The following is a 15,071-nucleotide window of genomic DNA, read 5'->3' on the forward strand; positions in this document are numbered from 1 at the left end:
GACATTATTGACCTAATCTTTGCTATTTTCCTCTCCTGAATTGGGCTGTGAAAATTTAATATCCGCCCAAGATAGCTGTCTGCTTTGATTGCTGTTGCTTTCGAGTTCTTCTTTAAGTTTGGCAATATCAACGGTATCGTTTTTGGCGGAACTGTTGGTTTGGGCGATCGCATCTTTGAATTGCTGAATGTTTTCCGTCGGATTTGCTTTAATATCTTCCACCGCTTTTTTTAAATTGCGTTGATAGTGGGCGTTGCCAATCGCTTCTTCCTTCGATCGCGAACTGGTTTCAAAGCATTTGTCCAAATCGGCGTAAATGCCTGTACGGCGGGGTTTCGTGTAGTATTGGCGTTCTGTATCCAGGAGTTTTGCCATCAATTCGAGGTGCATTTTGTCCTCGCTGCAAATCTCTTCGATCGCAGTCCATTCATCGCTACCGAGGAGTTTTCTTTCGGCGGCGGGACGGGAATCTTCAAAAGGTTCGCCCGTGACTTCTTCGTAAATCCGGGGCAAAGAATCGTCGAATTCGTGCTTTTCTTCAAGCCAAATTCGGCGGATTTCGCTAAGTTCTTCTGGGGTAATTAAGGTGATATCGCGCATTTCTAGGGGTGCGGTTTTGCGGACGTGGGTTTGTGCTTCCAGGACTCGTCTCAGCCAGTGTTCTCGCCAGAATTTGGTGTAGGGCCCTGGGATGGGTTCGACGGAGGTTGTGTCGTCGCCCATGTTGCGTTCAAACAGTTCTACTCTACCGTAGATGCGGCGGAAGTCTCTTTTTGGGTGATCGTCTGGAATGTCTAATTCGTTGCGAATATCGAGTAGAGGCTGCATCCATTCTTTTTCCTCATCGTTTTGAATCATTGCCTCCATTGATTTATCTTGGCTTACCATTGTACAAACCCAACAGCCAAAGCGAGAATTTCCACAACTAGGAGTGGAAGTATCGACAACTAAAGGACATTCATTGTCTGCTGTTGCACCTCGATACATAGTTAGCAAATCTTTATTGTTATTTCCCCAAGGATTATCCCACTGCATCAAGTAAAGCCACACTTCATCTGTTCGCCAGTCTTCAATGGGAAGGTAAATATAAGAGTTAGGGCGAGTGGGATTAGCATTAAGGCGTTCGCTTACCCGCCACTCCCTATGTTTAGCCATATTTGCGGCGCGTTTAGCACTTTCAGCCTTGCGAGTACCTAGAACAAGAATTACCTCGCCGCTAGTTCTAATTATTTCACGAATAAAAGAACCGGTTGGTTGTATTTTTAATCGTTCCGTACACCATCTAAATCGGTTTCTAGGTGCTGGGTATCCTTTACCTATTAAGCACGCCCAAAAGGTATCTTGAACTGCTGGATAAGTTAAATGAGTTTCTATTGGCATTCCCTGTTCTTGGGCTGCAACTTTCATGCGTTTTAGAGAATTATGTACTCCAGCAGCTACTATAGGGTTTTCTACCAGTGTATCATTTGTTAAAACATGAATTTTTTTGTGGCGTTTCTCAATTGGCAACTCTGCAATCGCATACCAAACAAGCTGTAGGACTGCCGAACTATCTTTGCCGCCACTCCAACCGATTACAAGTGGGAGTTCATCTTGACAATAAAGCTCTTGGATTTCCTTTTTCAAAATTTCTATGTCTGCCATTAAATCGCTAATATTGCGGGGCGGAAATAGTGACATCTGTTGTAGTTCATTCATTTTCTCGTTCTTCCTTTTAATTTCAAAGTAAACACATTTTTGCGATGCCACTGAAGCGCATCTTTTCTCGGATAATATTGCTCGGAACTCGGCAAAAGAATAAGTTCGCCGTGAAACTCTTTCATTAATCTAGGGTGTGGTGATTCCTCTTGTAAATCACTAGCAACTATAATTTGATAACGATCGTCAACAGCAAACCATCCTCGATCGAATGCCCAATGATGATTTTTACACAATGAGAGTCCATTATCTACTCTATTATCATAAAACTCAGAGAAGGGCTTGATATGTGCGCCATCTACAATACTTTGATTAAGTGAACGAGTAACTTTTAATCGACAAAAAGCACATCGGTAATCATACAAATGCACAATAGATTTACGAAAAACAGCCTCTCTAACCACAGATTTTTTTAAATACACCTTTGGTTGTCTATCGGTATTAACCGATTCAATAGTATCTAATTCATCCAATGTTGAATCTTGAAAAGACTGGTTAATCTTTAAAATATCTTCAATTTGTTTATTTGTAGATGAAAACCATACCGATATCAGTACATCTATTAATTCTTTTCGGGCATTCCTATCTTGCAAAAGACTAAATAGTTCATCGTCAATTATTGCACAGTCAACAGCTTTTTTTAAGGTATTGATTGTTTGAGGTCGCCCTCCTTCATATTGTTCGCTAAATTTAAGATACCAAAATCTAGGTTCTTTGTTTTTTAAGTGATAAAACGGAAGAGGAAAAGAATCACCCTTTAAAGGATTAGAAGTCAGCGCCGACCAATTTTTGTTGAAGGTGTTAATTAATTCCTCGGAAATGGTAATGTGGTTCTCCTTGATCAAGCCTTGTGCAATTAAATCAGTTACAGACAATAGCAGTATTGGCTGATTTAGAGCATCTCCGCGTTGTTGTGTACGGTTGACATTAAGATTTGCAAAACAATTGCGATAATAAGCTAAATTTTTATATTCTGACTCCTGCCCCGTACTCACTGCTCCCTCCTGATATGATTAAATATAATCCAGTCTTAAATTTTACACGATTTTTCAAAATCTTTATCCATTGTGACCCGGGCGTCCCGCCTGTGCTGCATCTGCGGTTTCCAAACCCAACCGCTTTTTCAAATAATTAGTCATCCAACTAACACTCGCCCTCGACTTAGAAATCCCCCCTTTCAACAAAATCCCACCCTCCCAATCAGGATTAGAAATCGACCAATCAACCTGCTGCAAAAGGCTCAAACGTTCCTCCCAACTCTCAGGAAAAACCGATCGCAAAGCCGCCCCAACTTCCCCCAAACTCTCAAGCACAACACTGTGACAGTGCACGCAATCCCGGCGCATTTCCCCCGCCGCCACTTGCTTGTGCAGAACTAATTGCCAATCAGGAATAAAATTGCTAACCGCATTCCAATAACTAACCGCCAGTTGTATTTTTTGAGCGAGTTCTTCCTCTTTCTGTTCTTTTTTGGTGCGAGAACCAGAGGGTTTTGCCTGTTCGCTGCGGTGAATATTAGACAGCAAAGCCACGATCGCACGATCGATCGCACTCAGCGTAAACAATTTGTGCGATCGCCCGTTCAAACTCCCCCTCTCCATCTCAGTCAAACACCGGAAAACCTCAACCTGCTTAACAACCGCCTTCACCACAAAAGCGCGATCGTCCCGGTGGTTGTAAAGTACACTTAGCGACGCCTCCAAAGGAACTTGAAAATTATTCAAATCAGCAAACATCTGCTGCGATTTTTCCAACCCAATATCGAGAAACAAAATCAGCGCCACCGTCTCATATCCCAACTGCGGATTTTCCCTCAAAGCCATCTCAAAAGCCGCGCGCCGATGCTGTCCGTCATTAATAGTAAACTTAGCATCCATCGGCACCCGCAAGCGACCGATTTTCCGTTCCTCTGCCTCATTTCCCACTGCTTCAAAAGTAATATCCGCATCAATCGAAGCAGCAATTGCCCCACAAGTATAATTTGTAGGATTCTTAACAAAATAATCAGCAATTTCGGGAATCCTAGCTTTGTTAAGCGCGCGTTTCGCCCGCATAGACGGCGGCAAATCTTCAGATTCAAAGGGAAACAATTTCGGCAAAAAACGCACCGGACACATCGACACGTAATATTCGCGGCCCGCTTGAATTCCCCGGATAACCGGCAAAATGTATTCAAAAGAAGGAGTAGACATATTTTTTTGTGAAACCGCAGATACACGCCAACTTCCGCAGATGAATAACTCTTATCTGCGTCTATCTGCGTTCATCTGCGGTTTAAATAAATAAATTATTGACATCGTGCAATAAATATGGTATTCCGCCTGGGACAGTTCCCCGACAACTCAAGTATTTCACAAAACTTTTTAAAAAACAAGAGTTGACATAAAATTTTACCCATGATATTTTTTAAAAAATAGCCTAATTATATAAAAACCGCCGATGAATACCCACCCAGCGGATGACCTCGCTATAAAAATTTTAGAAAAAGAAAATAGCGATCGCCAGGAAATCGCACTTTTATTAGATAATTATTTAGGAAAGGACGATCGCATTTTCGTCCAAAAAACCCAGATGGGAAACAGCGAAGCATACATCGGTTCAGTCACCCTAGAATGGTTAGACTCTCGCGTCCGTTTCGCCTCACAAATGCCGCTTTTCCGCCAAAAATTCGACCTCCAAACCAACAACATCGTCCGCGACGACGAAACGATTGACGAAGTTATTCAGCGTCCCTTAGATTGGTCGCGCCAAGCCGCCCTCACTCAATACTTAGCAGCCCGAAAATCGCACAAATTCCCCGCAGTTTTAGTAGTCGTCAGTCCCCCGTGGGTAGACAATCCTCTAGCCGAGGAATGGGATAAAAATGGCGTCGCAACCAAATCCGCGACTGAATTTACATCCTTTGATAAAAACGAGAACTTAGGGCTTTTGAATGTTTCTAAAGAACTCTCGATTTTTGCCTTAGACGGCCAGCATCGGCTGATGGGAGTTCAAGGTTTAATGAGTTTAATTAAAACCGGAATCCTGCAAAGATACAACAAAAATAAAAAACCTGTCGGCGCTGCAATTACTCTGGAAGATTTAGCAGAAGAGTATCAAATCGACCCCGAAACAGTGTATAAATTAGCTCACGAAAAAATCGGGATTGAGTTTATCCCGGCGGCGGTAGCGGGCGAAACGCGACAGCAAGCACAACGGCGCGTGCGATCGATCTTTGTGCACGTTAACCTAATGGCGGTAACGCTGAGTCAGGGACAGCTAGCATTATTGAACGAGGATAACGGATTTGCGATCGCGGCCCGAAAAATTGCCGTCACCCATCCCTTATTAAAAGAACAAGATGACAGAAACCCCCGCGTCAATTGGGACAGCGCCACAGTCGCAGCAAAATCAACAGTCTTAACCACATTGCAAGCGCTGCAAGATATGTCCGAACGCTATTTAGAATACAAATTCCCCCATTGGAAGCCGGAACGAAAAGGTTTAATTCCCATGCGTCCCGAAGATGAAGAACTGAAAGAGGGAATTGAAGAGTTTAAAAAATTGTTCGATCATTTAGCAACTTTACCCAGCTATCAAAGAATTGAAAGCGGCGAAGAAACGGCAGAATTGCGCCGATTTAGTTTTGAAAAGCCACCGGGCGAGGGAAATATTTTGTTCCGTCCAGTCGGTCAAATTGCTTTAGCTAATGCTTTGGGAATTCTAGTATTTAGAAAGAAACTTTCCCTGAAATCTATTTTCGACAAACTCCGCAGATTCGATGTGGATGAAGGATTTAGCCACATGGACAATCCTGAGTCTGCCTGGTACGGGATTTTGTACGATCCGAACAAAAAGCGAATGCTAGTTTCTGGAAAGGATTTAGCGACGAAGTTAATTGTATATTTGGTGGGGGGAATTCAGGACGATATGGATCGAGCTCATTTGCGGCAAGCGGTGGCGGAAGCGAGGACTTTTGAGGATAAAGCTATTAGTTTTAACGGCAGGTTTGTGCAGCCGCAAGAGGTAGGATTGCCGCCAGTGCTGTCTTAGCAAAATCCCTCTATTTACAGTAGTTTTCATGCCCACAGGATAAGCTCTAAATTATTCATCCTGCTAAGAAGTCCAGAGCTTCAGGCGTTAGTCCCTCTAAGCCTGGAGGGGGAGCGACTGGACTGGTATTTACCTCAGCGATAAGATTCAAAAGATTGTCAAGCAAATCACCAGGGGCGTCAACACATTTGTCTTGGATGTACTGAAGTCCAGCGGTTGCATACTCCTCAAACACTTTAATCGGATTGTAGTCATCTTCTTGGCGATCGCGCCCCAGTATCTCAATTGAATCTGATTCAGCTAAAGCTAGGGCATGAATAAATGCGTCATCATTACTACTTTCAACCACACTCCAGCGAATTTCGTGACTACCCTTACCTCTGGGCTCTCTTTTGCGGACAAAATACCAGCCAACTGCTGCTGCAAATGTCATTGCTGCTTGCTTGGTTTCAAAAGGGCCTTGTTCTGTTAAGCGATCGACGAGTTTTTCAAACTTTGCGGGTCTGGTAATAAATTTTTCTGCCATCACAGTTCAACCTCAATAATTGTTGTTCTTTCAAATCCGTCGCGAGACTCCACTACATACGGATGTTCGCATCCCCGCAAGGTAATCTTTTTAGCGCGATTTTTGGGAGTGGAACATTGAAGAATCCACTGATAGCCAATTTTGGCGTGTAACTCTTCCTCAACTTCTTTTTTCCATTGGGATTCGGAAACCAAAACTATTACCTGGGGTGCGAGGGTGGGAACCCATTGAGCCACATCTCTTTTATACTCCGGTTCCAGTTGACCGAAGGCTGAATCTATCACCAGCGGGTAGAGTCCTCCTTTAAAAAGAATGCCTTTACTTTGGTCAGCTTTTTCGTCGTAGGTTGAGCGAGCTTTATCGACCAAGCTGCCAATAAAAGCTAGACTCAAAACTTGTTTTTCACCTGTAGAAGCACCGCGTACTGGTTCTTCTATACCGCCGACATTTTTAGTTAAACGCAGGTGATATTGTTCGTCTAGCTTAGCTTGGTAGTCTTTAATCGCGATTCGACTCCACACCTCACCCAATCGCTGGGACAAATCTTGACTGAGTTGCTGGTGGCGAAGCTTGCGGATTTTTTCGAGAGCTAATTTGACATTTGAGATAGCTGTCAGACGGTGTTGGGCAAGTTTTCCCCGCTCGTCTACTTTATCTAAGGAATAAAAATTTAATAACATCAGCGATGTATAATAAATAAATGAGTGAATATGAAGAGGTTTATGTTTCGGTAGAGATGTCAAATATTATACCTACTTGGTTCTTCTTATGTCGCCCAGGATTTTTTGATTTAAATCATTTCTTACTAACTTAATTTATGTGTTACTCAGACGAAATTACTGATTTAATGCGAAAACATCACCAGTCTTTATCTGAAAAAGAGCAAAGAAAATATGCAGCGATAGAAGCCGTAAAACTTGGTCGTGGTGGAATTATTTACATAGCCCGAGTTTTGGGAGTAGACAGGAATACAATAGCCAAGGGAATTAAGGAATTAAAAACTGAATCAGACACTACTTTAAATCAACACAGAATTCGCCGACGTGGAGGAGGAAGAAAAACTAGGGAGTCGGAGATACCTGATTTAAATGAGCGTTTTTTAGAAGTCTTAAAAAACCACACAGCCGGAGATCCAATGTCGGAAAAAATTAAATGGACAAATCTTACCCAGCAACAAATAGTTGAAGGTCTGAAGGCTCAGGAAACAATAGTCAGTACAACAGTTGTTAAAAAACTGTTAAAAAAACATGGATATGTGAAACGTCAAGCTCAAAAAAAACAAACAACCGGAGTAACAAAGAATCGTAATGAACAATTTGAAAATCTGGCACGAATTACGGCAGAGTATGAGTTACAGGGAAATCCAATTGTTAGTATGGACACGAAAAAGAAGGAATTTATTGGAAATCTATATCGAGCCGGAAGTCTATATACTACGGAAGCTATTACGACATTTGACCATGATTTTTGGAGTTGGGCTGACGGAAAAGTAGTACCTCATGGAATTTATGATCTGCAACATAACCGAGGATATTTAAACCTGGGAATCAGTAAAGACACGAGTGAATTTGCTTGTGAATCGATAAAATTATGGTGGGTTAATTACGGAAAATTTATCTACCCTCAAGCCGATTCAATTTTGATAAAATGCGATGGCGGTGGCAGTAATAATTCCAATCATCATATCTTTAAATCGGATTTACAAAAATTAGTTGACGAGCTAGGAATAGAAATTAGGATCGCACACTATCCTCCCTATACATCGAAGTATAATCCGATTGAACATCGTTTGTTTCCTCACGTAACCAGAGCCTGTCAAGGAGCATTGCTGACAAGTTAAACTAGGGAAGCATTTGTCAATCAGCAATTATGCTCAAATTTTCTTCAAATATGGGGTGAAAAACGGAAACTTGGGCGCTCGTGCGAGCGTGCGGAGCGCCATATTGATGCCCGCTGACCCCAAATCGCGAATTTTCCACTCTTCAAACAGCACTATTTTGAGTATTATTACTGATTGACAAATGTAGCAAAGTGTTAACTTGTCACGAATGGTCAAGGAGTAATTTTTACCAGTATTGAGTTAGTGAAAAAACTCATGGCAAAAACTCATACTAAAACCGGGCTTTCTGTGGTAGTAAATGTGAGCGATAAAATTTATGAAACTGGTCGAAAAGTAGCTAAGGGATTTAAAGAAACAATGAAAATTATTTTTGATGACTATCTACCAAAATGGAATTATCGTGCAGTTCCGACTATTTAGCAGACGCTAAAGTTATTAAATTGTCATTCCTAAGAAACTCTCCTGTAGCACCTGGGGTTCAATCGACCCTAGTACCCGCCCAAAAGTATCATGGGATGGAATCCCATAGGGGATGTCTAAAAACTTCTCTAACCAAGATTGCTTGGCTTTCCCGTAAGTCTCAATGGCGATGAATCCATCTGACCCCGATAGCACCGCTAAAATGGCTATCGTGAGAATTGCTACCAAACTGTGGTGTCGCGTTCTCTCCACACGGGGGTCTTGGATTGCCTGAAAATGCTTGAGTACACTCTTGGAGAGAATCTTCACCTCTCGTTGCTCCTGTGGGTTGAGAACAACTTTACCAAAGCCTTTTTTCATCTGTCTGAGTGAGGGATACCTGCCGGGAGTTCATTCCCAGTTTAACTGCTTGTTGGTCGCCGCTGGCGTCTCTACCCCAGCCCTGCCTCTGTACCGTACATCTTCTGCCATTTGTCAAGTACAATTTATACCAAATTAGATGCGATTACCCTGGGTAGAAAGGTTCATTACTAAAAAAGTAATAGCAATAGCTGTTTGAGAAGTATTATCAAGTTTTGCCATGACCCGATTCAAGCTGAATCTTCGTTTTCGCAAGTCCCAAATTTTCCTTCAATCGCATTTCTAATTCTTTCATCTTCTAAGGCTTGTTTTTTTGTTTCTTTGCTCACATTAGCTGGAGGTCTTCCTAAAGGCGGTCCACTAATTCTAATTCCTCTTTTTTTACACCATGCTCGGTTTTCTCGATTTCGATAAATGCGATCTGCATGGACTGATTCTGGATAGTATCCTGTGAATGCATAATACGCTTCTATTTGGGCTTTTAAGTCTCCCGATTCGTTAAAGTTATCCCAACTCATCCGGTCTAAAAATACATATCCTTCAAAGCAACTCGCTGATAGTTTAGCTCCAAACTCTACTGGTAATTGCTCAACTAGGGGAAAAAAGGGAGCCATCAATCGAGAGAGCTTGTTGAATAGATTGATAAGCAGTTAAACCCTGACGTTTGCCAGTATTCACAACTGAACGAACGGCAGCAAACAAATCCCGACCCCATTCCGAACGGAAGCCATTAGTCACACGGCGAAATATTACACTCATCCGAATCGCCTGTTGGCTACTATTATTCGTGGGTGGAATTGTCGCATCTTCCAGAAATAGAAATAAATTGTCAATCAGCCCACCATATCGTTTTCGTAACCGGATACCATCCGGATTGTGTGGCACTAAATTCAAAATCCTGGTGAATCTTTCCTGTAAATTTTCTCGATCTCGTTTCAGTCTAGTATCGTCTATTTTCGATCGTCGTCGATGGACGATCAAAGCTCTTAATAATAACCTCTTCCTCCCTGGGGCAAAAATTCTGTCCCCAGCATCAATCGCATATTGGCAATCCCGCAATTGATGAGCCAAACAGACTTGCCATTGTGGTGCTGGATGATTTTTTTGAGCGCTAAATAAGTCTGATACCCAAATATCGGGACGATGTTCTCCGAGAACTTCGTTAATTACTCCAGTTCCTCGGCTGGGGCGAATGACGTGTAAGCAAACATCCTGGTTCTGAAACACCCACTCCCACTGATTCTGTCCGTTAACTCTCGCACTCGTTTCATCTGAACAAATTAATTTAGACCGTCGCAACTGATGGAGTATTTGAGTTACTTGGTCATCTAAACTGGTTTTGACTTGCACCAGCACGTTGGCGATTGCTCCTTCTGATATCGGCTCTCCTGGGTTTATGGTGAATACGGTATCAGACACAACTGTTCGCGATCCTGTGATGCCCTTGGAGTAAGGATATGCGGTTTGTTTATCACCACAAACTCAGGAGAGCCTGATATCTTGAGTCCAAAGACTTCTCCAAATATCGACGACAGCCGTTCGTAGCTGATGGCATGAGTGTAACGCAGATATGTGACTAAGCTTTGAATTGAACTGCCAAACGGTGAACCTGGTTCCATTCCCAATGGTACAGGGGCAACATACTTCGTTTGACAGCAGGCACACTGACCGCCATAACGTTCGATGCGGGTGATGATGGGACGAATTGGTGGTAGTTCGATTTTTTCGTAGATGGATTGTAATTTTTGTGCAGTAGCGGTCACTTTCTCTCCACACTGGGGACAATTTTTGAGTTGGGCGATGATTGTTTGGTCGGGATGAGGATGTAGTTCTCTTCCCCCTCCTACTCTTCCTAGGCTTCTTTGTCTTTTTATCCCCTCAATTTTCGATGGCTGAATGTTGGGCTTGAATCCTTTGGAGGGTGGAGTGCTGGAATTTTTGCTAGTTTTTTAGGGAGACGGACTTAGTTTTGCTTGGTCTGTGGCTGCTAACGCTGCGGTGAGTTTTTGGATTTTCTCCCATAGCTCTACTATCAAGACTTCTTTTGCCTCGTTCGATAGTTGCTTTAAGTCGGGGAGTTTTTCCATTTCTCTATCTAATGTCTATCTCGTCTTCTTGTCAATGGGGTTGAGCAATTACCTCTACTGTTTCCCCGCTTTTCCTCTGATAATGGGACGGATATGGGGTTGGCTTAAACTTACTATTCTATCCTCTATGCTCTGTTTGTTATTTTTAAATAACCAGAGCTGTTGCCTATAAACTTCAGCTACCACTAACAAGGTTTTATATTGCTTTTTATTCAGATTTTCTAGGGTAGCACCTGACTCGATTAGCTGTTCACTATGAGCTATATTTCTTTTGATATATTGCAGTTGTTTCTTAATTGCTTGTCTTTTTTTGTTCCGGGTGGGACGTTTGTGTTTCGCTACTGCTAAGTAGTCTTTTCTGGCTATTTTTCGGTAGGTTCTGGGTTTGTTCTTGATTTTTAATTTGAGAGACTTATAGAGAATGTCGATGATTTTTTCGGTATGAACTCTGGCTCGATTTAATAGTCCTAAGTCGGTCGGATAGCTAATGTCGGCTGGGGTACAGGTTGCATCTATGATTAATTTTCCTTGATTGGGTAACTCATTTTTGGCGTCCGAATCCTTTTTTTTTTTTTTTTTACTGAGGTGGTTTCACGCATTTTTTTGACCATCTTCTTCGTTCACTTTATTAATTAAGTTCGCACTGATTCGTTGCCGAAAGTGAACTAATAGTGATGGGTCAAAGGGTAGTTCATTACGCTCTGGTTGATTGACCGATAAAGTATTGTAGATATGGGTTTTCGCGAATTTGTTCTACTCTTGGACGATCGCTAATTCCGAGTTTTTCTTTAATGATCAATGCCCCCAATGCCATCCGAAAGGATTTAGCTGGTGCGCCCATTTCTGTCGGGAAATTTTCAGCATATTCTGATTCAAATTCTGACCAAGGAATTAGTTCGGCCATTTTTACCCAACGGTTGTCTGCTGACAACCTTCCTCCGAAGGGCAGTTCAAACTCGGATGGGGGGCTTGGGGCAAGCTCAGCTTTTCTGTACACAAGCGCAAATGGTGATGCAAGGGTTTTGTGCTATTTTACCTGTTTATCTTGCACCTAACTCGCTTGTACCCTCTCTTAACCCTTTTGGTGTAACCTTTTGACACTGATTCAGCAAGCCCTAAATATGCAATAGCTTAATGCTAATAGCCCTGGAGAGCAAGCACTTTGACCGCAGTTAGCTCGACACAAGGTAACAAAATCACTAGACCTCTTGCAAAAAATATATATGTTATAATCAGAATTTTTAAATTTAGCCCCCTAGAGCTAACTCATAATTGTAAATTGCTGACAACAAATTACAACGCAGACCATAACGGCGACGGCGATTCCGATAACGACTCGACAATATTTTAAAAATTTTGAGACTCCGATTAACGTGTTCAATCATAATTCGCTCCTGTGCTAGAACTCGATTGTAGTCTTTTTCTAGACGAGAAAGTTTCCCATTTTTTGGTTTTTTTCTAGGGATCTAACTATTAGGGTGATAATCCTTTATCCCTTGATAGCCACTGTCTTGTAAGCTATTTGTTTCGGGATGAAAATAAATTTTACTTTTTTTAAATAAGTTAAAATCGTGGCAATGCCCTGGTCCAAAAGCAGTGCAAATAATTTCTCTTGTCTCTTGATTAATTACCAATTGAGTTTTTAGAGTATGACATTTCTTCTTGCCCCAGGAATATCTCTTCTGTTTTTTTTTAGGTCGTTCAATAGCTGTTTCTGTGACATCCATCACCACGAATTCTGGATAATCAGAGTCTTTGAGTAATGCCTTTTTCCCCGGAATACGGAATTTTCCCGTTTTCATTAAAGTTGATTCTATATCAGTTACAATTCGGCAAATAGTTGATTCAGATACTCCCCAACTTGTCCCAATATGAAAATATGTTCGATATTCTCGCCAATATTCCAAGGCTACTAAGACCTGGGTAGTGCCCTGAAGGAAAGGATCAAGAGAATTAAACTGAATTCAAAGAAAGTAGGCGTTTAGAGTTGTAAATTAGCATTGTAATGATGCACAAACCGCCAAATTGCAGCAATATGATTTTCTAATTTTTTAGAGAAGGCTAAGCTCTTTCTTACCAGTCGAGACACTCGTTGTCCAATAGTACAGTTGAAGCGCTCGATATAGCTAGTAAAACCACTATCTTTATCTACACTCCGATGACGCTTGCTGGGCAATACAGAATCATAAGCACTCCAATGGTCGGTATAAATTACTGCACATTGACGGTACACTGGTGGCATTGAATCCCATAAAGCTTGAGCCGATACTGCGCTACGATCTCCAATATGTACACCAACAATTTCCCTAGTCTGGGCATCCAATGCCAGCCAGACCCACTGCTGATTTCCTTTACTATCAACGAATGACCATAACTCATCCATCTGAACACTCAAGCGCTTTTTTTCCTTGGGAGTCACCTCCACTTGCTTCTTAACAGCAGCCGCTTGGCTATTAACGTATCGCTGCACTGTATCTTCTGACACTTGTAGTACCCGAGCAATTCCCGCCTGAGAAATACGTTCAAGTAGCATCCGTGACATCAACTCTTTTTGTTCTTTTGTAATAGGTTTCCATGCCGGATTTAAAACAAATTGACGACCACATTCTCGGCATTTATAATGAAAGTTTATGATGCCGAGTTTGACCGTTTCGACTAACTTCTTCCGAACCACAATTAGGGCAACAATTAATTTCTAATGTCATATCAGGCTATAGCAATTCCATTTGAGATGTAAATATGGATTTCTATGGTAAAATAGAAAAGTTTGATAATAAATGAAGGGTCTTCTGGGTTAGCGGTGATAAGAAAGACTAATTAGAAAAGCAAGCTAATAGTCGATCTCGAAAATTGTCAAAATTAACAAATCCATAGGCTTGACGTTTAATCAGTTTGAGACGATTGTTGATTCCCTCCATAACACCACTCGTTGTTCGGTTCAAGAAATAGTTACAAATTCCATCGATATGATTGCGAAGCATGGTTAGGGTATCACTGTAAATTGGTTGTGCTTTCTTAATCCATTCAAGCAGTGATTCTTTCCCCTCTTCCACACTATGATGACTTTCAAAAATCTCTCGGAATTCTTCCTTCAATTCATAGGCAAGCTTAAGACGCTTAGATTGACTTAAAACTGTAGCTAATTTAAGCCGCTCCTCTTCGTTTAAATCTACACCATTCATTACTCACAATAAATCTGCTACCTTTTCCTTTAATCTTGCTTTGTATTCGGATTTTATTCAATTCCTCATTCACATATTTCATCACATGAAATCGGTCATACACCAAAATCGCATTCGGAAAAATTTCTTGGATAACTTTTGGAAAACCACCCCACATATCTACACTCACTTCTGACACCTGCTCACGAACCTCAATCGGTTGCTGAATCAGGACTTCCATGATACCTTGCTGTTCATGACTGTCGATCACTTCAATCAATTGACCTCGCTCAATGTCGGAGACTACAGTCACAAAATCTTGATGCCCTTTTCTCATACTAATTTCATCGATACTCAGACGTTTAACCGCTCCCCATGAGGCTTTTTTACTTGTGAACGCTTATGATTAAAAATTCCTTGAACCTGATCCCAACTTAATTCTTCCTCTCGTTTTACCTGTTCCACTGTTGTCACCTGAACACGGTGATAAATATACTCCTCATATCGTTGAGTATAGCGCCGACCTTCATCAACAAAACACAGTTGCTCTGTGAAATATTTTTGACAATTTTTACAGTAGTATTGGCGACGAGGAATTTCCAATTCGATTAACTGACCTGAAATCGGTAAATCTCGAATCAAGATTGGACGAATCTGATGGAGTTCATCTGTGGAATTTTGACAGTGAGGACAAGTAGCATAATCCGTCAAAAAACCCACTTTTAAAATTGTTTTTCTCTCATTTTTAATACATCTTTCAATCGTAATGTCTGGCAAATTGAGTAATCCGTCAAGATGGAAATCCATGAGCTTAGCCTCTAGCATAAAGTTCCTAAATTATACAGTTTTCACCACCAACCCAGAAGAACCTAAATGAAAGGGAAGAAAGCAAATGTCAGCCAATCAAAATGAAAAAGAAAGACAAATAGAAGGTTTAATCAAATTTA

General features: G+C 41.5%; 13 protein-coding genes and 5 pseudogenes. 3 read left to right on the forward strand and 15 right to left on the reverse strand.

Translation table 11 applies throughout. From position 1 onward, the window contains the following. Positions 1–12 precede the first annotated feature (12 nt). The 3 genes from dndC to dndB form a co-directional block, all read right to left on the reverse strand. The gene (gene dndC / locus QUA77_RS16170) at positions 13–1,698 is read right to left on the reverse strand and encodes a DNA phosphorothioation system sulfurtransferase DndC (protein ID WP_333451147.1); all 1,686 of its coding nucleotides are present in this window, start codon (positions 1,696–1,698) and stop codon (positions 13–15) included. Further along, positions 1,695–2,693 (reverse strand): HNH endonuclease, encoded by a 999-nt coding sequence (locus QUA77_RS16175; RefSeq protein ID WP_333451149.1) that lies wholly within the window; start codon positions 2,691–2,693, stop codon positions 1,695–1,697. Before QUA77_RS16175 ends, dndC begins: the two co-directional genes overlap by 4 nt. 63 nt (positions 2,694–2,756) lie before the next feature. Continuing rightward, a complete protein-coding gene (gene dndB, locus QUA77_RS16180) occupies positions 2,757–3,890 on the reverse strand; it encodes a DNA sulfur modification protein DndB (RefSeq protein ID WP_333451151.1) in 1,134 nt (377 codons plus the stop codon). A 247-nt stretch (positions 3,891–4,137) separates the two neighbouring features. On the opposite strand from dndB, the gene QUA77_RS16185 reads away from it, so the two are divergent. Next, positions 4,138–5,730, forward strand: a complete 1,593-nt coding sequence (locus QUA77_RS16185) for a DGQHR domain-containing protein (RefSeq protein ID WP_333451152.1) — start codon at positions 4,138–4,140, stop codon at positions 5,728–5,730. 55 nt (positions 5,731–5,785) lie between these two features. Here the strand turns inward: QUA77_RS16185 and QUA77_RS16190 are convergent, their stop codons facing one another. Both QUA77_RS16190 and QUA77_RS16195 read right to left on the reverse strand, forming a co-directional pair. Beyond that, the gene (locus tag QUA77_RS16190) at positions 5,786–6,256 is read right to left on the reverse strand and encodes a DNA phosphorothioation-associated protein 4 (protein WP_333451154.1); all 471 of its coding nucleotides are present in this window, start codon (positions 6,254–6,256) and stop codon (positions 5,786–5,788) included. Further along, a complete protein-coding gene (locus tag QUA77_RS16195; RefSeq protein WP_333451156.1) occupies positions 6,256–6,936 on the reverse strand; it encodes a hypothetical protein in 681 nt (226 codons plus the stop codon). The genes QUA77_RS16190 and QUA77_RS16195 overlap by 1 nt, the downstream gene beginning before the upstream one ends. Before the next feature lie 137 nt (positions 6,937–7,073). Here QUA77_RS16195 and QUA77_RS16200 point away from each other — a divergent pair, with 137 nt between their 5' ends. Both QUA77_RS16200 and QUA77_RS16205 read left to right on the forward strand, forming a co-directional pair. Continuing rightward, complete coding sequence (locus QUA77_RS16200) at positions 7,074–8,096, forward strand: ISAzo13 family transposase (RefSeq protein WP_333451158.1); 1,023 nt, start codon at positions 7,074–7,076, stop codon at positions 8,094–8,096. Between the two features lie 219 nt (positions 8,097–8,315). Next, positions 8,316–8,516: pseudogene (locus QUA77_RS16205) on the forward strand (ISAzo13-like element transposase-related protein); the annotation flags it as partial. Between the two features lie 15 nt (positions 8,517–8,531). Here QUA77_RS16205 and QUA77_RS16210 read toward each other — a convergent pair. From QUA77_RS16210 to QUA77_RS16255, 10 genes and pseudogenes are all read right to left on the reverse strand, one after another. Next, positions 8,532–8,876 carry a transposase family protein gene (locus QUA77_RS16210; protein WP_333451160.1) on the reverse strand — a complete coding sequence of 115 codons (345 nt, stop codon included), beginning with the start codon at positions 8,874–8,876 and terminating at the stop codon, positions 8,532–8,534. A 135-nt stretch (positions 8,877–9,011) separates the two neighbouring features. After that, positions 9,012–9,457, reverse strand: a pseudogene (locus QUA77_RS16215) (transposase); the annotation flags it as partial. A gap of 7 nt (positions 9,458–9,464) precedes the next feature. Continuing rightward, positions 9,465–10,295, reverse strand: coding sequence for an IS66 family transposase (locus QUA77_RS16220; protein ID WP_333451162.1), 831 nt, complete (start codon positions 10,293–10,295; stop codon positions 9,465–9,467). Next, positions 10,271–10,639: a hypothetical protein gene (locus tag QUA77_RS16225; protein WP_333451164.1), complete on the reverse strand. Its 369-nt coding sequence runs from the start codon at positions 10,637–10,639 to the stop codon at positions 10,271–10,273. The genes QUA77_RS16220 and QUA77_RS16225 overlap by 25 nt, the downstream gene beginning before the upstream one ends. A 186-nt stretch (positions 10,640–10,825) precedes the next feature. After that, positions 10,826–10,963 carry a hypothetical protein gene (locus QUA77_RS16230; protein ID WP_333451166.1) on the reverse strand — a complete coding sequence of 46 codons (138 nt, stop codon included), beginning with the start codon at positions 10,961–10,963 and terminating at the stop codon, positions 10,826–10,828. A 60-nt stretch (positions 10,964–11,023) separates the two neighbouring features. Next, positions 11,024–11,960 (reverse strand): annotated as a pseudogene (locus QUA77_RS16235) (IS5 family transposase); the annotation flags it as partial. Between the two features lie 250 nt (positions 11,961–12,210). Then, positions 12,211–12,888, reverse strand: a pseudogene (locus QUA77_RS16240) (IS5 family transposase); the annotation flags it as partial. Between the two features lie 56 nt (positions 12,889–12,944). After that, positions 12,945–13,668, reverse strand: a protein-coding gene (locus QUA77_RS16245; protein ID WP_445302082.1) for an IS1 family transposase whose coding sequence is annotated in 2 segments (ribosomal slippage) — positions 12,945–13,586 and positions 13,588–13,668 — 723 coding nt in all. Because the reading frame shifts where the segments join, the coding sequence is not laid out codon by codon here. Positions 13,669–13,776: 108 nt separating this feature from the next. Beyond that, positions 13,777–14,461 (reverse strand): annotated as a pseudogene (locus tag QUA77_RS16250) (ISL3 family transposase). A gap of 17 nt (positions 14,462–14,478) precedes the next feature. Next, complete coding sequence (locus QUA77_RS16255; protein WP_333451169.1) at positions 14,479–14,931, reverse strand: transposase family protein; 453 nt, start codon at positions 14,929–14,931, stop codon at positions 14,479–14,481. Between the last annotated feature and the right edge of the window lie 140 nt (positions 14,932–15,071).

Origin of the sequence: Microcoleus sp. K5-D4, from assembly GCF_036704575.1 — a bacterium.
In the GTDB taxonomy this organism is placed as follows: domain Bacteria; phylum Cyanobacteriota; class Cyanobacteriia; order Cyanobacteriales; family Microcoleaceae; genus Microcoleus.